The organism is Mixta mediterraneensis (genome assembly GCF_030283135.1).
In the GTDB taxonomy this organism is placed as follows: domain Bacteria; phylum Pseudomonadota; class Gammaproteobacteria; order Enterobacterales; family Enterobacteriaceae; genus Pantoea; species Pantoea mediterraneensis.
This window is the reverse complement of the sequence record NZ_JASUAZ010000025.1, coordinates 1-19,532: the sequence shown is the minus strand read 5'-3', so window position 1 is coordinate 19,532 and position 19,532 is coordinate 1. Positions and strand designations below refer to the sequence as shown.

Annotated in this window: 21 protein-coding genes; 6 read left to right on the top strand and 15 right to left on the bottom strand. The window is 42.6% G+C overall.

Annotated features, from left to right (window positions below):
- Positions 1–3 precede the first annotated feature (3 nt).
- From QRY16_RS14525 to QRY16_RS14470, 12 genes are read right to left on the bottom strand one after another with little or no spacing between them, the layout of a single operon-like run.
- On the bottom strand, positions 4–939 hold the full coding sequence (locus QRY16_RS14525; protein ID WP_193404448.1) for a FliM/FliN family flagellar motor switch protein: 936 nt from the start codon (positions 937–939) through the stop codon (positions 4–6).
- The gene (locus QRY16_RS14520) at positions 939–1,949 is read right to left on the bottom strand and encodes a hypothetical protein (RefSeq protein WP_289777096.1); all 1,011 of its coding nucleotides are present in this window, start codon (positions 1,947–1,949) and stop codon (positions 939–941) included. The genes QRY16_RS14525 and QRY16_RS14520 overlap by 1 nt, the downstream gene beginning before the upstream one ends.
- The gene (locus tag QRY16_RS14515; RefSeq protein ID WP_193404450.1) at positions 1,904–2,386 is read right to left on the bottom strand and encodes a SpaM family type III secretion system protein; all 483 of its coding nucleotides are present in this window, start codon (positions 2,384–2,386) and stop codon (positions 1,904–1,906) included. Before QRY16_RS14515 ends, QRY16_RS14520 begins: the two co-directional genes overlap by 46 nt.
- Complete coding sequence (locus tag QRY16_RS14510) at positions 2,373–3,680, bottom strand: FliI/YscN family ATPase (RefSeq protein ID WP_289777124.1); 1,308 nt, start codon at positions 3,678–3,680, stop codon at positions 2,373–2,375. Before QRY16_RS14510 ends, QRY16_RS14515 begins: the two co-directional genes overlap by 14 nt.
- On the bottom strand, positions 3,680–4,081 hold the full coding sequence (locus QRY16_RS14505) for an InvB/SpaK family type III secretion system chaperone (RefSeq protein ID WP_193404451.1): 402 nt from the start codon (positions 4,079–4,081) through the stop codon (positions 3,680–3,682). Before QRY16_RS14505 ends, QRY16_RS14510 begins: the two co-directional genes overlap by 1 nt.
- Positions 4,082–4,099: 18 nt before the next feature.
- Positions 4,100–6,136 (bottom strand): EscV/YscV/HrcV family type III secretion system export apparatus protein, encoded by a 2,037-nt coding sequence (locus tag QRY16_RS14500; protein WP_289777095.1) that lies wholly within the window; start codon positions 6,134–6,136, stop codon positions 4,100–4,102.
- Between the two features lie 16 nt (positions 6,137–6,152).
- Positions 6,153–6,473, bottom strand: coding sequence for a hypothetical protein (locus tag QRY16_RS14495; protein ID WP_289777094.1), 321 nt, complete (start codon positions 6,471–6,473; stop codon positions 6,153–6,155).
- Entirely contained in the window at positions 6,466–7,593 is a 1,128-nt protein-coding gene (locus QRY16_RS14490; protein ID WP_289777093.1) for an HrpJ domain-containing protein, read from the bottom strand. Before QRY16_RS14490 ends, QRY16_RS14495 begins: the two co-directional genes overlap by 8 nt.
- A gap of 10 nt (positions 7,594–7,603) precedes the next feature.
- Positions 7,604–9,277, bottom strand: a complete 1,674-nt coding sequence (sctC, locus tag QRY16_RS14485; RefSeq protein ID WP_289777092.1) for a type III secretion system outer membrane ring subunit SctC — start codon at positions 9,275–9,277, stop codon at positions 7,604–7,606.
- A gap of 22 nt (positions 9,278–9,299) precedes the next feature.
- Positions 9,300–9,542 carry a hypothetical protein gene (locus QRY16_RS14480; protein WP_289777091.1) on the bottom strand — a complete coding sequence of 81 codons (243 nt, stop codon included), beginning with the start codon at positions 9,540–9,542 and terminating at the stop codon, positions 9,300–9,302.
- A 17-nt stretch (positions 9,543–9,559) separates the two neighbouring features.
- Complete coding sequence (locus QRY16_RS14475) at positions 9,560–10,309, bottom strand: helix-turn-helix domain-containing protein (protein ID WP_193404457.1); 750 nt, start codon at positions 10,307–10,309, stop codon at positions 9,560–9,562.
- 20 nt (positions 10,310–10,329) lie between these two features.
- Positions 10,330–10,698: a hypothetical protein gene (locus QRY16_RS14470; protein ID WP_289777090.1), complete on the bottom strand. Its 369-nt coding sequence runs from the start codon at positions 10,696–10,698 to the stop codon at positions 10,330–10,332.
- Positions 10,699–10,877: 179 nt separating this feature from the next.
- On the opposite strand from QRY16_RS14470, the gene QRY16_RS14465 reads away from it, so the two are divergent.
- From QRY16_RS14465 to QRY16_RS14440, 6 genes are all read left to right on the top strand, one after another.
- On the top strand, positions 10,878–12,200 hold the full coding sequence (locus QRY16_RS14465) for a PrgH/EprH family type III secretion apparatus protein (protein WP_289777089.1): 1,323 nt from the start codon (positions 10,878–10,880) through the stop codon (positions 12,198–12,200).
- Positions 12,197–12,472, top strand: a complete 276-nt coding sequence (gene sctF, locus QRY16_RS14460) for a type III secretion system needle filament subunit SctF (protein WP_289777088.1) — start codon at positions 12,197–12,199, stop codon at positions 12,470–12,472. The genes QRY16_RS14465 and sctF overlap by 4 nt, the downstream gene beginning before the upstream one ends.
- 21 nt (positions 12,473–12,493) lie before the next feature.
- On the top strand, positions 12,494–12,811 hold the full coding sequence (gene sctI / locus QRY16_RS14455; RefSeq protein WP_289777087.1) for a type III secretion system inner rod subunit SctI: 318 nt from the start codon (positions 12,494–12,496) through the stop codon (positions 12,809–12,811).
- On the top strand, positions 12,808–13,545 hold the full coding sequence (gene sctJ / locus QRY16_RS14450; RefSeq protein WP_289777086.1) for a type III secretion system inner membrane ring lipoprotein SctJ: 738 nt from the start codon (positions 12,808–12,810) through the stop codon (positions 13,543–13,545). The genes sctI and sctJ overlap by 4 nt, the downstream gene beginning before the upstream one ends.
- A gap of 117 nt (positions 13,546–13,662) precedes the next feature.
- Positions 13,663–14,223: an OrgA/MxiK family T3SS sorting platform protein gene (locus tag QRY16_RS14445; RefSeq protein ID WP_289777085.1), complete on the top strand. Its 561-nt coding sequence runs from the start codon at positions 13,663–13,665 to the stop codon at positions 14,221–14,223.
- Entirely contained in the window at positions 14,216–14,926 is a 711-nt protein-coding gene (locus QRY16_RS14440; protein ID WP_289777084.1) for a hypothetical protein, read from the top strand. The genes QRY16_RS14445 and QRY16_RS14440 overlap by 8 nt, the downstream gene beginning before the upstream one ends.
- A 284-nt stretch (positions 14,927–15,210) precedes the next feature.
- Here the strand turns inward: QRY16_RS14440 and QRY16_RS14435 are convergent, their stop codons facing one another.
- The 3 genes from QRY16_RS14435 to QRY16_RS14425 are packed head-to-tail and all read right to left on the bottom strand — an operon-like array spanning position 15,211 to position 19,386.
- Positions 15,211–15,486 (bottom strand): acyl carrier protein, encoded by a 276-nt coding sequence (locus QRY16_RS14435; RefSeq protein WP_289777083.1) that lies wholly within the window; start codon positions 15,484–15,486, stop codon positions 15,211–15,213.
- Positions 15,487–15,507: 21 nt separating this feature from the next.
- Positions 15,508–18,522: an OTU domain-containing protein gene (locus tag QRY16_RS14430; protein ID WP_289777082.1), complete on the bottom strand. Its 3,015-nt coding sequence runs from the start codon at positions 18,520–18,522 to the stop codon at positions 15,508–15,510.
- A 12-nt stretch (positions 18,523–18,534) separates the two neighbouring features.
- Positions 18,535–19,386 (bottom strand): hypothetical protein, encoded by an 852-nt coding sequence (locus QRY16_RS14425; RefSeq protein ID WP_289777081.1) that lies wholly within the window; start codon positions 19,384–19,386, stop codon positions 18,535–18,537.
- Positions 19,387–19,532 lie beyond the last annotated feature (146 nt).

The following is a 19,532-nucleotide window of genomic DNA, read 5'->3' as shown; positions in this document are numbered from 1 at the left end:
AAATTATTCGCTCGCTGGCGCGCCTTGTACTTGCGTAATTTCGACCGCCAGCTGCCCGTCCAGTAGCACCAGTTCGCCTTCAGCAACGCGTTGATTTTGCACTTTCAGGTAAACCTGTCTCGTTCCCTGATGATCTTTTCGCAGTGATAAAACGTCGCCAGCGGTTAACTGCTGTAATTGCTGCAACGTCATTATCTCTTCGCCCACCATAAAATCGACTTTTACCTGCACCCCGTCCAGAGTAAAACCAGCCGTCAAAAACAGCTCTTCGCTCTGCTCATCGCTTTGGTTAGTATTATCCTCTGACTGTTCGATATACATACCTTCCTCTTCTAATCTGAGTGTACAAATTTCATTCTGGCCAATTCGGGCGACTCCCCGGCTGTTTTGCATCAATACGATGTCGCCAGGTTTTAATTGTGATAATTCATCTGCTGGCAGCATGGTGTAACCCAACTGTAAATCCAGCTTTAGTCTCAATGCCTGCCAGTTCACTGGTGCGGCGGTTTTGCGGTAAGCGGGTAAAGCGAGGGCTGATATATGAAACCATGCCAGATGTAGCCCTTCAGCAAAGCTCACCAGTTCGCCCTCTATTTCTTTCCCCGTAACAATTGCCGTGCACTGAATATGCTTCAGTGCCGCAGTAAAGAAAGGTCCGGCATGGTTATGCAACGTAAAATAACCAACAGCAAGTTCTGCCAACAGCCCTTCATCGACAAGATCGCGCGGAAAAATAGCGGCAGAAAGCTGGCTGGCGTCAAATAACGCCATCTTAGTGCAATAAAACGTCACGACACGTTCATCAACCGTAGCGGTCAGTCGAATATAACGCTGTGTTGGATCTGGCTGCTTAAAAATGACCGGCGTATCAGTCAGGCCACCATACTGAATAATCGCCTGTTTTCTGGCGTTTCTAACTGGCAGCTGCAATGATTGCATTACCTGTCCTCTGTTTCATCGAAATAATCATCGCGGCTTCGTTCCTGACATAGCCGCTTATCTGCAGGCGTGATAACAACCTCTTTCTGTGATTTGTGCTGTTCCAGCATGCGCTGAACCTGCCTGTTAGAAGGCGTAATGGCATAAACCGCATTGTTACCGTAATTTCCATGCGTAATCACCACCCGGGCAGAGTGATCGGCGTTGCTGTTCTTTATATTAAATCGCCATAAAATCTCGGTGCCCTGGTCGGCAGTTGACCTGATTTGAAGGTAAGCGTCTCTGATTGCTTTAACCGTTTCTGATGGCTTTTGCATTTCAGAAAGGGTTTCTTCCGCTGAATCGGTACTGTGCCATTCCGGAGCGGCAGGGCGCATAGCGTGATAAACCGCTTTCTCTTCCTGCTTTTCCTTTGCCTTGGTTCGCGTAGTTTCGTGCAGATCCGCTTCGACAACTCTCTTTTTATCGGACATATCAGCGTAATTACCGGTACCAGCAGGAGTTAAAGTCTGTTTCCCACAGCTCATCGGATGCCCTTCTCCTACTTTTATTTCGCGGGAAACTGTGCTTTTGCCGACACTAGATAGTGATATTCTGTCGATATTTTCTCGGGATCCCGCTGGTGCCAGGCGCTGCCCGGTTACTGCGCTTTTGGCTATTGCGTCTTTGGCCATTTGCCGCTGCTGAGAAGGCAAGCTCTGGGCCTGCCGATGGGATGCTGCTATATTTTTTTCGCTACCAGACGCTGGAGTCGCTAAGCAGTTGTTTTTGGGCTGCTCACTGCAGGCTGTATTTATGCGTCCAGAATGTAATGTTAGCTGGAGCTGCGGAGCATCCTGCGACGATAATAAGTGGGGTGAAATCGCGATATCAGTGCGGTTCCACTTTTCGTGTTGCTCTTTTTCTGCCAGCTTCATTCGCTGATCAAGCGATAATTTTTCATTCCCGGTATTATCATTAACGTTTAAGGCTGGGCTTTTGAACGCTGCGAGAATAATTCCACTTTGCATATTATGTTCTCATTAGCTTGCTGTTCTTCCCGGTTGATATTCTTACTCTTCCGGATTTTCCTCACACGCTTATTCAGCAGTGCCCATTTTTCTTTTTTCTTCGCATAACTGATTTTCTGATAATTAAGTTGTTGCCTCTGGTCTTCAACAGACTTTATCGCTTCAGTTAACTCCTCAAGTATCAATTCGATACGGTTATAGCGCGCCATTAATAAAGACTCTTTTCTTTTCATCACGAAAATAGCTTCTCGCGATAAGGACTGACCGGCTACCTTTTGCCATTGACTGGATATTGACAGGGACAAAGTGGATTGCCGCTCTTTATATTCAGCGATCTCACTTTTCAGCTGATTTATTTTTTGGTCACAGGCATTTTTCTTTAACTGCACCTGGTCATGGTAAAGATGATATAAATTATGAATTTTATTGTATGGCACGGAGCATATCCTTTGTTTCATGCAAAGATGAACCGTACTGTTCTGACTGGCGTAAAAAAGCCATTATCTTCTCTTTTTTACCAATCACTACATCAGTAGCAGCGTTTTCTCCAGCCTGATACTCACCCAGTTCAATCATGAGCTGTAGTTCTTCCAGACGAGCCAATGCCTCCCTGACACTGGCTGCCGCCCGCAGCGTTTCGCTATCTGCCACCGCTGTTGCCAGACGACTGACGCTTCGCAACACATCAATCGCCGGATAATGCCCCTTGTCAGCCAACTTTCGTGAAAGGCAGATATGTCCATCGATAATCGAGCGTATTTCATCGCCAATTGGATCAACATCATCTTCCTCTTCCAGCAGCACGGTATAAAACGCCGTAATGCAGCCGTGTTGGGTATTTCCGCTTCTTTCAAGAATGCGCGGTAGATCATCGAATACCGACGCGGGGAAGCCTCTTCTGGCCGGAACTTCCCCGGCAGAAAGTGCCACATCACGCAACGCGCGGGCATAACGTGTCATTGAATCGATCATTAACACTACATGGTGACCAGCATCACGAAAGTATTCCGCAATGGTCGTCGCCAGCAACGCAGCATTGCGTCGTTCAACAGCCGGACTGTCTGAAGTGGAATACACCACAATCGTTTTGTCACGTTTCTCCTGCGGAATACCGGTTAGCAAAAATTCCGTGACTTCCCGGCCCCTTTCGCCGACCAGGCCGATGACATACACATCGGCCTGAGAATACTTCAGTATCATACTCATCAGCGTTGTTTTACCTGCGCCAGCCGCTGCGAATATTCCTGTGCGTTGCCCTATCCCACAACTCAGCAGTCCATCAATAGCCCGGATACCGGTGACAAAGATGTCTCGCACCGGTGCCCGCTGATCAATATCCGGGGGCGTTCGATTGATAGACCATGACTGCGAGCCAGTCATCTTCTCCACCGGTCTGTCTTTACTAATATATTGCCGCACCTCTCCCTGTGCGTTTATGACCGTACCCAGTAACGCCGGTGATAAAGCCACAGAGAAGGTGCTCCCTTGTGGGACAACAATGTCAGAAGTTGAAATGCCACTCGTTTCGCCGAGCAGACAAAGCACTGCACCGCGATGATCAAAGGCGATGGTTTCTGCGCTGGCAATCACCTCACTTCCCTGTAAACAGGGGTAAAGATGGCACTGCTCGCCAATAAAAGAGTGTCTGAGCGGTGCTGTAATAATCGATCCTTTCACGCCAGTAATTTTGGCACTGTTTCGGAAAAAGTCCGTTAAACTGAGTACATTCATCATTGTAAAGTCTGATAAAAAAGCTGCAGCAAGCGGAAAAAATCGACCAGCGCAACGGCGAATTCCTGGCTATCCTGTAGCACCCGCTCATGTAACGGTGCCCTGAGTTCAAAGAGATGGTCGTTCTCTATTAGCTGGATCTGACCATATTTAGTCCATTCATAAATTCTGGTTAATGGCTCAATAAGCTGCTCTGCACCAGCCAGTAACTTTTGTTGATGATAATCGACTAATTTGCTCCATAGTACGACGTCGTCATCAAGCTGCGTTATGAGCAGATTAGGAAAGCCTTCTAACCCCAACTCGATGGTTGAGTGGTGATCTATATTTCCAATGATAGAGGAATCACAGGCAAGAATGTCTAAAGCTTCTTTTAAAAGTGGCACCAGCTCAATGTTCATTGATTTTCACCATCTTGTTTATACGGTATGTATAACGTTAACTTTTACAGTATTAGAAATTTCTCCGAAGGAAAGCACTTCAAGTTCTGTAAAGTCATTTTCGATAAGTCGTTTGGTATAACGCCGAATATCTACGGCTGTCAGCAAGACAATATCTTTCAGTGACCACAAACTCGAAGCCAGATTTTCCTGGAATGCCTGATGGATAAATTCACTGTCTTCCGGTTCAAGGTTGATGAAGCTACCGGTTGAGGTGTTACGGATTCCTCTACGAATACGCTTCTCAACTTCTGGTGACAAAACAAAGGCTGATATTTTATTATTCACCGCGAATTTATCAGAAATATAGCGCGCCATAGCAGCACGAACATGTTCAACCAGCATAATGGTATCGCGCTCTTTACCGCCCCAAAAAGCAAGGGCCTCCATAACCACCTTCATATTGCGCACGGAAATTTTTTCTTTAATCAGCCTGTGCAATACTTCCGTGATCCTTTGAACCGTCATATGACGGTAAACTTCTTTTAATAATTCAGGGTAATTAGCTTCCATTTTATCCAGGATATGCTTCATTTCCTGGATGCCAAAAAACTCAGCGATATTAAAGGCAACTGCTGACTGGAATGACAGACTGAGTTCGTGCTCCCAGTCACGCAAGATGACATTTGGCAGGTTTACTTGCTCACTGTCCCGTTTAGAAATCCATTGAAAAGATTTATTCCCTTCATTAAGCACTTTAATATTAATATCACAGAGGGACAATGCTTCATTCCAGTACAAGACTTTACAGTGATCAAATACAACAGGAAGCTCGCCAGCAGCGACTTCGTTAATCAGAAGCAACGCGGTATCCGGAGACATATTTGGTTTGGTCAGAATACGAATTTCAGGAAGATGAATACCAAAATTAATGAAGAAATCTTTTTTTAGTCGTAAAGATAAATTTTTCAGCGCTGGCCCGGCTTCGCTCTGTTGTGGAACCAGCAGCATTAATGGAATGGTTTCAGGAATGACATCATGCAGGCTGGCTTCATCAGTTTCACTTTGCTGATAAAAACCACCATATTCCTTACTGTCTTCATCCCCAGTCGCCTTTTCTGCTTTGTCTGCTTTCAGTCTGCGCGAAAAACATAGCGCAAAAATCAGCAGTGAGATCCCGGCAAAAACAACGGTAGGGAAACCCGGTAATAGTCCAATAAGCAAAGAGATCAGTGCCGTTACCAGCAAAACAAAATCACGACGAAAAATTTGTTCAATAATATTTTCACCCAAATTTTTTCCGTCTTCACTTACTCGGGTAACAACAAAACCTGTACCAATAGAGATCAACAAGGCTGGTATCTGCGCCACCAGAGCATCGCCGATAGTAAGGATGGTATAAACTTCGGTGGCATGGGAAAAGTCCATATTATGACGGCCCATGCCGATTGATATTCCTCCAATAAAGTTAACAAAGATAATGACAATACTGGCAATTGCATCTCCTTTAATAAACTTCATTGTCCCATCAAGCGCACCGTATAGCTGACTCTCTTTTTCAAGTGATAAGCGATTTTTTTTCGCTGTCTCAGCATCAAGCGAGCCCGCTTTCAGGTCGGCATCAATACTCATCTGTTTGCCCGGCATAGCATCCAGTGAGAATCGTGCGCAAACTTCCGCTACCCGCTCAGAACCTTTAGTGATAACAATGAACTGAAAAAGCGTAATGATTGCAAAAATAATCAAGCCGATAATAATGTCGCCAGAAATAACAAAATTACCAAAGGTGGTGATAATATGTCCCGCATCCGCTTGTATCAGAATCATTCTGCTGGTGCTGATTGATAAAGCCAGTCGGAAAAGCGTAGTGATCAATAATAAGGATGGGAGCGATGAAAAATCAAGAATCTTCTGGATATAAAAGGTTCCGATAAATATAAGCACTGAAAAAATAATATTGACTGCCAGAAGAAAATCAATCAGCCATGTTGGTAAAGGAATAATCAACATAGCAAGAATTGTTACCATCAGTACGACGATAAAAAGTTCAGGGCGCTGAGAGATGCGCTGTAGCATAATAGTTTTTCCTGAATTAGTGTGCTGCACAATATTTATATATACTTTTAATTCTGGTGGTTAGGTTATCCAGGCATACTTCTTCAAGATAAAGCACATACATAATTTCATTAGCGTTAAGAATGAAATGCTCATCATCCTGAATACTATCCTGCAAGGCGTACAAAAGGCTGGCCAGACGCGAGGGATAAATATCTAGCCTGGTCAGTGAGACGGTATAATCAGCCATCTTTACCACACGTGTACAAATTCCCTCCTGTTCAATAATAATTTCTCCGCCATCAGCGAGCGCTTCGAGCTGGTCAGAAAAATATTCTTTAATATTATCCTTAATCATAATCTTTCCAGCCTTCACTAATACGAATCAATTGATCCAGCATGTCCAGCAAACACCGATCAAGGTCATTTTTTAATCTCTCACCTTCTGTTAATTCATCAGCAAACACCTGGGAAGGAAAGTGAGAAATAATTGACTTGAGGAGCTGAATAAAAGCCACCTTGTCAGCATTAATCTGAAACCTGAGATATTTTTTTATAAACTCCTGCGTATGTTGCGCAATCTTTTCTGGCTCATAAACCAGATTAATAAATAACTCACTCAGTATTTTCTTGTAGCCATTCCCCAAGTGGCTCAAAAATTCACAATATCTCATCCGGTTAATGAATGTTTCACTGGCTGATTTGAGAATACTTAATCGATAATTAGCTTCAAGCAGGCGTCCAAACTCATCCTTCGAACAGGAAGGATCATGGCTGTTAATATCGGAATGTAATGCTAACGTAAAATACTCAAGTCCCAATTTAATTTTATCCGCACCAAAGGTGTTATACATTTCCTGATAAATAATAATCGGCGTCTGGTTCAGGGATATAAATTCATAATACATTTTACGCAGCTTTTTCTCGTCCTGTTGCAGCAACGAAGAATATTGACGCGTTTGTACTTCCGTGTTGAGTCCTGCACGTAATCCTTTTTTTTCAGGCCCCTGCAGCAGAAGTTTGAGCGTATCTTCAAGCAATGATAGCGGTACATCAGGCATCTCATCTTCATCATGATTTTTCAGCCTCTTTTGCCGAATCATTGCCTGTAGCAGCAGAGCAATCTGCATCGCATCGGGAAACTGCTGCTTAAGGAATGCCAGGAAAGTTCTGCTATTCATTCCCGCTGAAAGAGCAAAAGCACGAATTTTACTTATCGCAGACTGTCGCTCAGGCGCCAGGATCGCTTCACAAGCTTTATTAACCGATGGAGGAAGCTCGGAATCTTTTTTCCCCGGAACACGATTTTGCAAAAAGGCGCTAAGCAGAGCCGCCATATCATCTGCCATCGACATAGCAACGGACGAGGCGGTGGAATAAGTGATCTTCACCTCTGCCTTATCCTGCATGGCTTGCAGATTCTCAATAAGATCGTTATTAACCGGTAACGATTGACGAATAGTAATGTCCGGTTTCATATCGTCCCCATTAGCGGTTAATTAACGCATCACGATTAATGCGGCTATTTGTTTCAGCGTAATGCTTTACCGCATCCCACCCTTCATTGATATAACCATCTGTAGACGTATCTGACTGATTATTATCAGTTAATACGCGAGGCTGAATCAAAAAAAGTCGCACTGACTTATGAACGCCGCTGCTTTTTCCTTTAAACAGGTAGCCAAGCACAGGTATATCTCCCAGGAAAGGTATTTTGCTATTACCGACCTGAAGCTGATCACGGGTATAACCCCCAATCAGCAAACTCTGCCCTTCATTAACGCGCGCAACAGTACTTATGGTGGTATTGCCGACTACGGGTAAATTATCAACCTGTTCGACATTACCTTTGCCATCATTTAATGTGCTGCCATCCATAATATTCAGACTCATTTCGACAATTCGATTGTCATCTGAAATCATCGGAGTGACATTAATAGTTGTACCGTAACTTACGGTCTGTAACGCGACTTCACGCTCCCCGGTCAGCTTGACATAAAAACTTCGGGCGTTATCAAACAGCGCAGGCATATTTTCTTGCACCAACAGAACCGGACGCGAGACAACGTTTGCTTTTTGCTGCTTACTCAGCGCCATAATGGTGGCCAGAAACCAGGTTTGCTGTGGTCCGCTAAGAATACTGCCGGTATTCAGCAAGCCCAGCGCATTGCTGCCAAGTTCTATCTGCCCTTTCCAGTCAACGCCCAGTTCGTCGATATCAGATTTATTGATGTCAATAATCCACAACGACAGTTCGATTTGCTTACGTGGTATATCAAGGCTGGCAATCAGATCTTTTATCATATTGACCTGAGCACGCGTGCCTTTAATCACCAGACTGTTACGCGTGGTAAAAGGTAAAATTTTGATACTCTCTTTATCAGCGCTGCCAGTACTTACCAATGCTGAGTGGCTTACGCTACCCGTTTCAGTAATATTTTTTTTACTATCTTCCGTATCACCTTTGATAACTGAAACCGACTGTGAGCGACTGGCAAGGGTGCTGTCATTTAGCAGTTCGCTAATGGTTGAGGCAATGCCTTTAACGGTTATCTGACGGTCGCGGTAGTCGTAAACGCGATCATCAACAAACGCATGACGTAATTTAATCGTTTCAATGACCTGTTTACTCAGCTCATCATGTGGCGTTTCACCCATGAAATTGGCAATAGCACTGATAATATCAACATATTTAGGCGGTCCAGACACGTACAGAGTACTGGCTGGATAATTCATTTTGACCGGATAACGGCTATCGTAAAGATGATTTTCTTTCAGAAAAAGCATCAAATCATTGTAGCTATAGCGAGGAAAGTGAACGATCGCTGTTTTTACTTCAGCTGCTTCATAAACATAATAAATCGATCCATCGTAATACCATATTAAACCGAGGTCATTAGCTATTCTGCTAAGAACTTCAGCAGGGTGATTCAGATTAAAATTGCCTGTTACGCTGTATTTTTTCGCTTTTGTGCTGACAACAACAGGTTTTTTCATCTCAGCAGACAGCGCTTTAAATACATATTCAACGCTTTTATTCCTGGCGATAAACCCATTGGTGACAGGTTCTACTGCTGACGAGGGACGGTCAACAGGTAAACTCGTTTGTCCTGATGTGGTGATGGTTGCCTCTGCCTGCAACTTACCAGAAGACAACAACATAATAATCAGCAAAAGAACTGATTTATTTTTCAAATGTAAAAACATGTAGGTTTGATTCCATATAAGAGCGGATCGCATGGCAACGCCCTTTTTCATCACTAAATACTCTAAAAAAAACTTCACCTTGTGAAATATGGATTTTACATTGCCCTATATGCGCTAATTTTGTCCACATAGCTGAAAGCAACGCATATTTCTCAATAAAAACATCATCGTAAAAACTGAAAACGTTATAATCAAAAAAATCATCAGCATTATCATTCATTATCTAATCTCATGTTATCATCGAATAGAATTTCTGATGTTTCTTATAGCCAGCGGTTTTAACCCCAGCTGTTTTTTTATGGTTGTAGAAGCATGGGATGAAGATGAAAAACCATTTTGTAACGCAATGTCAGTGATTTTTCCTTTTCCGTCGATAATATCTAACACAGTTTGAGATATACGCCATGACAGCAATTTCTGCTTGGCTGTCATGCCAAAAAACTGGTGTACTACGCGGCGAAAATAAGAATAAGAAAAACCATATTCTTTACTTAATTTAATGATTTTCTCAGGAGAGCAACGATGCGGTAATAAATAGCGCACCAGCCAGTAAGCCTCGTTTTTTCGGAGAAATTCGCAAAATCTGACAAAATCGCTATTAGAGCGATGAGAGAGGTACATTAACGTAAACCAACATCTTGTGCCCTGTTCTGCTAAAAGTAAATTATAGTAATTTCCTGCTTTTGCGGGTAGATCAGGCAACTGGCTGCGACTTTCATCGAAAAATGCCAGCATTTCGCTTAAAGAATAAATAGTTTGTATGCGATACCGGCCTGCTGATGGCAAACAAAAATGACTATTGTGCGTGGTATAAAGTATATCTATCGACTGTTCTGTTTGTGCACAATGCCAGATGTTCATTACGATGATATGAGTATCTGGCGGATATTCCCGCTTTCCCTGGTAATCCAGCAAGCAACATGTGTCAGGTGTTAAAGACACAACCTCATTATCGCACGCTGTCCATTCATTGTTTTCTTCAGACATATCGCTACTCCTGAATGAACTTATCTGCCTGCTATTTCAATTACTCCGCTATCATTCTGCGGTAGAAAAGTGATGATGCCGGAACAAGCGAGCATATAATCACTTAACCCATTATCAGTCGTTTCATAACGAATGCGTTGATCATAAATCCTGTAACCTAATGTCATTTCACTTTGCTGCTGCATCAACATATATTGCGTAGCACAAAGTACCATTCTTCTTTTTAAACCACGCATGTCCTGATATTCTGCAAGCGTATAGGATGCTTCCTTATTCTCAACATTATGATGGTTAACACATCCATATTGCATAAAAACCATAAGCAATAAAATAGCCGTAGGGATTGACTTCCCCACTTTCTTGCTAATCATTTTGCCAACCGGAATCATTTCATTAATCCTTCACCTAATATGCTCCATCATAAAGACAGGTTAACTTACAGACCTATAAATAAATGTTTATTTCCTTTGCGTTACTAAATAAATGAAATTTTATATTTTCTCAGATACACCTTATTTACCATTGCGGTTCATTCATATCAGACAGATAACTTTTATTTTTACCTTATATGTATATTGCTGCTGAAAGATACACCTTAAGGATTCTCTCCGGGCCTATGTATGGAGTTGATCTGACGTTACCGGAAGCAGAGTTGCTCTATATCTGTTTTGCTGATACGGATAAATTTCCTACACAGTCACAGAAAAATAACTTTACTGATGCGTATTTGCATGCAGACAACAGTATTTTTATTCCCGCACCACGCAATATGGAAGAACGTTTTATCTTGCGTTTTTCTAACAGCTCAACCCGGACTGGTGGCGACGCTCTGGAATTTATCGAAGAAAATCCATTAAGTGAGAATAACAGCTCGATCCTTGCACAACGGCTGGCAACGATAACAACAGAAAATAGCGGTGCATGTGAAAGTGAAGACATTCCCGTTGCCTTTAATGAGCCGGTTACTATTGGTTGTATGACGCTGGCGATTAAAAACGTCTCAACCACCTGGAGCGACAGGGTACTTAATTACGCATCCAATAATATTGCTGCCGAACAACAGAATATGGAAGGAAACGAAACTAAACGTTCATCGCTGCTTTCGGGGTGCAAGCGCTGGATGTTAGTTGCTATAGCAGCAATAGTTGTACTGGCAATAATAGGTGCATCTATTGGTTATTCCGTCAGTCACCGTGATCGTACAACATCACTGTATGAAGTACTGAAGGAAGTGGCACCTACGATTGTTAAAATGTCAAATAACCGTTATTACATTATCGTTGATAACGCTCAGAAGAAAAGCTGGGTATATAATGCGCTACGTAAACAGCACCTGCTTGATGAAAAGGTGGAGATTGTTTACACAGATAAGATAGTTGAGAATATTAAGTCTGCATTACGGCAAAAAAGCGTGCCATTTTTTAACGTCCAGCTAACTGATGATGCGAATATAACGATTACGATCAGCCGTGAGCGCTGGCCTGATAATCAATCCAGCAATAATATTCTTAATACAATATTGCATCAAGAAGCTGGCTGGGCTAACAGCATAAATATCCGTAGAAAATCAGATAAAGAATTACAAACAAAAGCTGAAGAGATCATTACATCGTCTGGCTTAATTAGCCAGCGTGACAATGGCGGCCAGTACATTAATTACATTATTCGCGGCGACATTGATGACAGTCATATGCTGGCATTTCGGCGTCAGATAAATGAATTTTATCAACAATATGGAGATGAATACATTAAATTCATCATGGTATTGAATGAAGATCCTCTGCGCGATCAATCGCTCAAAACTGGGCAGAATGGATATATTCTTACCCCCGGAAATCACTGGTTATATTCAGATATAACCATAAACGCTAATCAAAGGAATACACTATGAATCTCAGTCGTGATGAAATTTTATCACCAGCGGATATAGGTGATGACCGCTATCTGGAACAACTCTCAGGTTCTTTTAACAAGGGAGTGGAGACATTGAATGAGAAAATGGCAAGGGCACTTCAAGAATTACAAGAGAACCCCACTAAACCTGAATTACTGGCCAACTATCAGGCTGCACTTGCTTCTTATACGATGTATCGCAATGCGCAATCCAACGTAGTAAAAGCGTTCCGTGATATTGATCAGTCAATTGTTGCTAATTTCAAATAATACGTTTAATCGGGGGGTAATATGAGTAATGGTACAATACCGCTTATTCAGGCGGTTAATGCAGTTAACCGTTCAGGCAGCTTGCGAGAGCTTTCTACTGAATCTCCTCTGGTTTCGCTGGACGAACGTCTCGGTAATGCTATTGCCAGCAAAGCCGTTGAAAGTCAGCAGATGCGCGATCAAATTTATGCTGCGCTCAACGACCCTGGCGTGGCGTCTGATCCTGCACAACTGGTAGAGTGGCAAAAAAAACTGGCTGTTTATACACTGGAGACCAACCTGTGCAGTACCCTGGTACGCAAAGGCGTCTCTGCTATTGAAACATTAATAAAAACATGATCAGAAAACTTGGCTCCGTCTTATTACTGGTGATGATGGTTTTTTTACTGTCAGGTTGTAATAATGAACTTATTAGTCAGCTATCTGAGCGTCAGGCGAATGAAATCATCGCCATGCTGGAAAAACATAATATTGATGCTATAAAAAAATCAGATAAAAAGAGTTTCTCTGTACAGGTAAATCCGGAGTTTCTTAGTGAAGCAACAGAACTATTGATTAGCTATAATCTCCCCTCAGCCGATAATATTGAAATTGCGCAACAGTTTCCTGCAGATGCGATGATCACCACCCCGCTGGGGGAAAAAGCGCGATTAATTTCAGCAATAGAGCAACGCTTAGGACAAACGCTCAGACAACTTGAGCAAGTAAGTTCGGCCCGGGTTCATCTTAGCTATCCTTTGGAAAAGGAAAATAATATTAACTCCGCTTCCGTTTTTATTATTTTTCGCGGAAAATTAAATGAAGATGAATATACATCAAAAATAAAAAGACTCATTAAAAACAGTGTTCCTGACATCAGTTATGAAGATATTTCTGTCATCATGTTTGAACAAAGTGAGCCCGTCAGAATCACGCGTTCGGACAATGGCTTCTTATCGGATGTATATGGCGTAATCGGCTGTCTGCTTGGTGGTATTCTGGTGCTACTGGTAGGATTGCTGCTAATTCAGATAAAGAAAAAACATTATTCGGTGCGTTTCTTTAATAAAAAAACCTCTACAGAAAGTAAATAACATAATCGCTTTAGTTTATTATGGACTTAAGTTAACTATAACAGCCTGTCAGTTTATTTCTAATCAGAGGATAAACTGACAGCATTTTTTCATACAAAAAAGCAACAGAAGACAGATGTGAATAATACTTTAATAGTGATGAACATACTCTATAATCCGGCCAGTTATTACGATTCATCATGGCTACTGCGGCTAACATCAACAGCAAACTGTCGCGATCGATTGCCTGACAATGTAATTAATTATTTGCTGATTAATCATTACTGCTCCACTGTATTCGCCCCGCGAACAGAGAGTATTTCTTCTGCCGGCTGGCTATTGCTTAAGAACTGGCATCAGTTACATGAAGTAGCCTGGCTGCTGGGTTTAAAATGCACTGCGGCCAGCCTTATGCAGTCGCCTGTTTTTATACAGCGCCTCAGTCCGCGTCAACGTTCCTTTTTTTCCAGTCCGCTCTGTTTACCCTCCCGCATGACATTAGAGGCAACAAGTCAGGAGCAGATACTTGAATATGGCGCGCAGATACTGTTTAGCGCCGCCAGCCAGATACTCGCAGCAGATTACCTCCTTCGGCTGCGTTTCATTTTCCCTAATCATTTTAACTGCGAAACACAGGCCGATGAACGGGCATTTCCACTGGCTTTTGCTGCAGTTCAACAGGCGATGCTGTATGTATAAAAAAATCACGTTAATACCCGGCGTTAAAACACCATCTCCACGGATCCCACATGAGGTTGTTGCAACGGCTAAACGTTACCATTCATTGAACGAACAGGCTAAAGCCTGCGCTCGTGATATTGTGCGTAAGGCCAATCATGAAAGCGATGCCATTTATTCTCGCGCCTACCTTAGCGGCTTCGAACAGGGGATAATGTGCAGTATCCAGGACCTTATGTGTTATCTCAGTGCGAGTGAAATGTTAGCGGAAACGATTATCTCGCAAGCAACCCGTTATCTGGAGCAACAACTGAAGGACTTCTTTTCTGAGGATGAGGTAATTTGTTGCTTACTGGAAAAATGGCTGGGTGAATTACATACTATTTCACCGGAAAGCGATAAACTTATTCTCACACTGCCCGCTCAGCATCGAGCTGCTACTGCTCGTTTACAGCGCCTTTTTGCCGAAGCGGGATTAAACGTTGAAATCAGATTTATTCAGACATCACTCATCACCCTTGAGCATTTTAACGTTATCTGGAGCTGCGATATATCTGCCCTCTCCACTACGCTTGGCAAAAATGCACTGGAAGAAATTTTAAACCAGCACGATATTTATGAGGCCTGCCATATCAACAGTATCCATTCTCTCAATCAGCTTAAAGAAACCCTCGAACGCTACTGCCAGTCTGCTGATAATAATGATGAGTGCAAAGAGGCGTAAGTTGAGAGAATAACACGTCAATAAAAATCACTTCTCATCGGCAGGATGATGGACTGCTATAAATTTCTTAATAAAAATTGTCCATAACCTTTCTACGATCCCGGCATTTAACCATCATAAATACCGCCTGCTCCCTATAACACAAGCTGTGATGAGGCTCAGTGCTCAGGCATGAACAAGCTGGCGTGCTCAGCATGAACAAGCTGGCTTCCCAGGTATATGATGAACTAATAATATGCGTCTAAACGAGGTCCCTCTGCTTTCCTGACAGAGGGGCGTTAAAACTACCTGGCAGCTAAAGATGACAAAATACCATGACGCTGGTGCCAGCGTTCGACCAAATGGTGAATTGTACGTACACCTGACAGATCATTTTCCTGAATGACTATTGCATAATCTTCTTCCAGTATAATAATCATCTCCTGCATCTCAAGAGAGTCCATATTAAGGTCATACACCAAGTCGCTTCCTGCATTTATTTTAACGGTTGGTATTGACTTTACTTTACCAATCGCTGCAATAAGACAGTTTTGCAAGTCGTGTCGACTATTACATGTCATGTTTATGATTTTCCTCTGCTGCTATTTGCCATCGCTTAATGCCTTTTCCAGCAGTGCATGCCTGGATATTCTCAGCCCTTGCTGAGACAGAATCACGTGATCGGTGGCCGCTTTCGTTTTTGTCATGCCTTCAGTGGCATAGGCGGGTAGTAGATTCTTAAAGGCTTGAGCTTTATCTTCCGGCAAATTATTTGCCGCAATAACCCGTACAGCAAAACGTTCAACTACTTCTTTGTATTTTTGATGAGCATGAAACTCACTTAGCAAATTTAGAACCTTTTCTTCCGCCCTCCGTTGGCCCGTACTGTGACTATCCGCAGCTATATATAATTCTTTGAGGGTCTGGCGTACAGAAGGATTATAAAAAGTTGGCGCGTTAAAGGTTTTAACAAGGGTTGTTAATAGATCAGCATAGGCAGTTTCTTTATTTTTTTTGCCATAAAGATCGTGGGCCTGACGCCAGGATTCTGCTGCAGGAATAAAATTGAGTCTGACATTACTTTTGACGAATTCGTCTACAACTGTTTTCATGCTATTTTCAGCCTGCCCGTTAGACGGCGAAATATTTGGCTGAGCGATAGTCTGCATGTTATTTTCAGTAACTTTTTCTTTCTCTTCCTTTTCTACTCCCCTTTTAGCATGCAATGCAGACAAAGTTGCCAACTCATTAGCTGGCTGTTTTTTCGCAAAAATGGGTTGCGGCGAAACCTTGCCTGCGGCACCGTATTCAACGGTATCGTGCGTATTCAGTTTTTCTGTGAGTTTCTTTATGTCTAGCCAATTTTTATATTCCTCTGGATGCTCAATAAATTCATCTGCCGCGCTGTTACGTAGCGTCTGCATATCAATTTTATAACCATATAATGCTAACCCTTCGACAAGAGCATGGAAAAAGCAGTTTCCGTCACCAGGGATAGCAATGATTTCATCCATCGGTCCATAGAGGTTATAATGGGGATTCTGTCCATTTCCGCTGTGCTGTAACTTAATGGTTTTTTTATCTTTATCCCCAGCGGTTTCCGGTGGGAAAATTGACATATTATTATATTCATCCACTATGCCGATATTTATATTTTTTGGCCATACTCTGGACTTGGGCAGTATATATACAAAAATATCACCGACATCCGAATTATAAGCACCATCAGCCCGAATCATCCGGTTAGCTATGCTGCGAATAAGTTCATCTGAAAGCTCATCATTGTCTGATTTTATTACCGGCTGGGGCGTGGTGTTCTTTTGCTGTGCAATTATATTATTTTGCTGTGGGATATTCTCTTTACCTGAAATCAATGCCTGCAATCGCTGTATAATATCTCCGTCAAGATGTTTACTGGGAGTTAACAATTGCGCAAATCTTGTAATTCCATTCTCATAGCAAGGCTGGTTTTTTAACGCATCCAGTATATCTAACACCACCTCTCTGACGTATCTTTGCTCCTCACCAGCGTTTTCCAGTTCTTCATACATATCACAGAGCTGCCTCCGTATTTCGCTGAACTGATGGATATCAGACAGGGTATCAGACGGGAGGATACTATCCGAAACCGGGTAGAGATGGCTAATAATGCCTTTTATCAAGACGTTCGAGGATTCTTCAGGTGTATAATTTCCCCGGGTATAAGTGTGCATGTTCTGGTTAAATTGTCTGACAATCGATTCAAAATCGATTATGACAGAATGCTTAGCAAACAGTGCGGCCATTTCATTCACATCAGGAGCAGCACTATGACTGGATCCTGTCCCGCTCAGCGAACTGCTAACCGAGCTCCTTCTTGTGTGATCAAACCCGCGATCCTTTATCTGGTTAGCTAGCGTGTTTAACTGACTGGTTTCAAACTGGCTGGCTTCTGGCCCATTTATTGTGCTGTCTATCGTTTGAGTAGACACCGACTTCATCTCGATCCCGGTAGAGCTCTTGCCGTTAAACGGCTCAGGTTGATTATTAGTGGCACTCTCTGAAAAATATTGCCCGGACGGCGTGGTTGTTGCGACATTAGCCGCTGAGAAATAACCCGCCCCCCCGACTGGCCTGTTTTGTCCCTGAATACTTCGCAGACAATCGCTTAACAGCTTTTGCAGTTCTGGAACTATAACGTGATTTTCTATATGCGGACTCACAGTGATTTCAATATTACCGGGAAGTTTTGAGACAGGCTGACCGTTAACCTTAACAACTACATTGTCATTATCTTTTGTGCCTGGACCTGATGAATGGGGAATCGGTGTAGCTGGTTGCTCAGGTGTAGCAGTCTTCTGCTGGGCTTTTCGGGTGTATACCGGGTAATCGAGTTTAGTTTGGTTCGAATGTACCAGAGTTTGCATAAATTCGTAGCCGCGATTAGACGCTCCACTCTTGACAATATCGCGCATCTGATTAGCAGCATTTAACGGTTTATTATGCAAAAAATCATCCGGGATTTGGTTAATCCCCTGTGATTTAAATTTATCTCTATATAATTCATAAACTTCATCCTTAATTTGATTGCTTACCTCAGACAATATATGCTGGGTTTTGTCTAATTTTATTAAGAACTCCCCTATATCGTTCAGTGTCTTTTTATACTCATCAATAATTTTATTATGTTTTCCTGGCGTGTATGTTTTCGTGGTGAAATTCACCTTTTTATCGATTCCTTTTTTAACAACACTAAGCCATGCTTCTTTTAATGTAGTAAATTCGTCCAACACACTTCCGGGCATATTATTTTTAGTCAGATACGTTCCGACAAGATAAATTGCAGTAGCCTCTCCGGTTAACTGACAGCCCGCCAGTGCCTGCTCGTATACGGGTAATGTTGCTTTATACACATCTACCAGATCGCCTAGTAATTTCTCAGAAGCCTGCTTTCCAAATTCAGAACGGAAGGCCATATCCCCTTTACTCGCCGCACGCGATATTAATACGCTAAGATCGCAAAAATTTTCAGAACTGTTTGTCATACCCGTTAATGGTAAACTATCCATAAGATCAGCGGACGGTTGTTGTTCGATACTGGGTTGCATTTCACCAACGGAAACACTGCGCACCTGCATATTATTAACTCCCTACTTTAATTCTAATCTGGTAAATGGACAGGAATATGCTGCTAAAAGAAAATTTCCGATTCTTTCAATGGATTTTGCATCGTATTTTATTTTCCCTTTCATATCCCATGAAAGGCAATGTTGCGGAGGCGGTATCGTTTCAGCCTCAAGCTGAAACCGCTTTTTTTGATATTCGGAATAATAACAGCGATATTCCAGTACAAGCTTTGGATCTTCCTTAACACCCTGAAAATGAGCAAACTTCACTACATTCCGGATACGCTCACCAATTTCTACTACTTGCTTTAGCAATGCTGAGGTCGTTTTATCTGCCATTTTCTCTGACAAAAGGCATAACCATACATTCCCTATTTTCAACGTCATTTTTTTTACGTTATCAGAAGTGTACGCCAGTAAATATTGTTTCGTTGATTGCTCCAGAAGTTCGGGCTGGCAGTGTCGCCAGGCAGCGAGAAATGCCAGCCCACATGTCAGTTCTGGCTGGAAATGATTATTTTCGATGAGTCGCGTTGCCAACCGCTGGTTTTCCAGCGAGAGCCTGGCAAGGATCTGCTGTTGCGCATATAAGAGACGATAATTATCCCTGTCACGCCATACCTGTCTTTCTGTCATTGAACTTTCAGTTTCGGGCAGGCATGACAGTTCATCAGATGAAAAAAAGGGTTGATTATAAAAATTTGCCGCGACGTTATTCACCCCGGCTAACGTCGCCTGCAAAGAATGATTAACTATGGGTTCCAGCGTCCAGGTTAAGGGTAACGCACCGGCGTGGGGTGTTGTCTGTAAGTCCCCTCCTGTCAGGTCAGAGCGAATGAGAGGCCGACATAAATCGGCGTTCCGAAAATAGGGCATGTAGTCGCTCCCTTAACTAAAATGTACTAGCTCAGACCTGATCTGACAGTTACCGGTTATTTATACAGGTGTCTGTCAGATTAAATCTGGTTCAGATTCTTTTCTGCCCAGACCCGTTTTCCATCAAGTAACGTGGCCATTGGCGT

Coding starts and splice junctions, on each gene's coding strand:
- QRY16_RS14525 (WP_193404448.1), bottom strand. CDS start 939: ATGCAATCATTGCAGCTGCCAGTTAGAAACGCCAGAAAACAGGCGATT.
- QRY16_RS14520 (WP_289777096.1), bottom strand. CDS start 1,949: ATGCAAAGTGGAATTATTCTCGCAGCGTTCAAAAGCCCAGCCTTAAAC.
- QRY16_RS14510 (WP_289777124.1), bottom strand. CDS start 3,680: ATGAATGTACTCAGTTTAACGGACTTTTTCCGAAACAGTGCCAAAATT.
- QRY16_RS14505 (WP_193404451.1), bottom strand. CDS start 4,081: ATGAACATTGAGCTGGTGCCACTTTTAAAAGAAGCTTTAGACATTCTT.
- QRY16_RS14500 (WP_289777095.1), bottom strand. CDS start 6,136: ATGCTACAGCGCATCTCTCAGCGCCCTGAACTTTTTATCGTCGTACTG.
- QRY16_RS14495 (WP_289777094.1), bottom strand. CDS start 6,473: ATGATTAAGGATAATATTAAAGAATATTTTTCTGACCAGCTCGAAGCG.
- QRY16_RS14490 (WP_289777093.1), bottom strand. CDS start 7,593: ATGAAACCGGACATTACTATTCGTCAATCGTTACCGGTTAATAACGAT.
- sctC (WP_289777092.1), bottom strand. CDS start 9,277: ATGTTGTTGTCTTCTGGTAAGTTGCAGGCAGAGGCAACCATCACCACA.
- QRY16_RS14480 (WP_289777091.1), bottom strand. CDS start 9,542: ATGAATGATAATGCTGATGATTTTTTTGATTATAACGTTTTCAGTTTT.
- QRY16_RS14475 (WP_193404457.1), bottom strand. CDS start 10,309: ATGTCTGAAGAAAACAATGAATGGACAGCGTGCGATAATGAGGTTGTG.
- QRY16_RS14470 (WP_289777090.1), bottom strand. CDS start 10,698: ATGATTCCGGTTGGCAAAATGATTAGCAAGAAAGTGGGGAAGTCAATC.
- QRY16_RS14465 (WP_289777089.1), top strand. CDS start 10,878: ATGTATATTGCTGCTGAAAGATACACCTTAAGGATTCTCTCCGGGCCT.
- sctF (WP_289777088.1), top strand. CDS start 12,197: ATGAATCTCAGTCGTGATGAAATTTTATCACCAGCGGATATAGGTGAT.
- sctI (WP_289777087.1), top strand. CDS start 12,494: ATGAGTAATGGTACAATACCGCTTATTCAGGCGGTTAATGCAGTTAAC.
- sctJ (WP_289777086.1), top strand. CDS start 12,808: ATGATCAGAAAACTTGGCTCCGTCTTATTACTGGTGATGATGGTTTTT.
- QRY16_RS14440 (WP_289777084.1), top strand. CDS start 14,216: ATGTATAAAAAAATCACGTTAATACCCGGCGTTAAAACACCATCTCCA.
- QRY16_RS14435 (WP_289777083.1), bottom strand. CDS start 15,486: ATGACATGTAATAGTCGACACGACTTGCAAAACTGTCTTATTGCAGCG.
- QRY16_RS14430 (WP_289777082.1), bottom strand. CDS start 18,522: ATGCAGGTGCGCAGTGTTTCCGTTGGTGAAATGCAACCCAGTATCGAA.
- QRY16_RS14425 (WP_289777081.1), bottom strand. CDS start 19,386: ATGCCCTATTTTCGGAACGCCGATTTATGTCGGCCTCTCATTCGCTCT.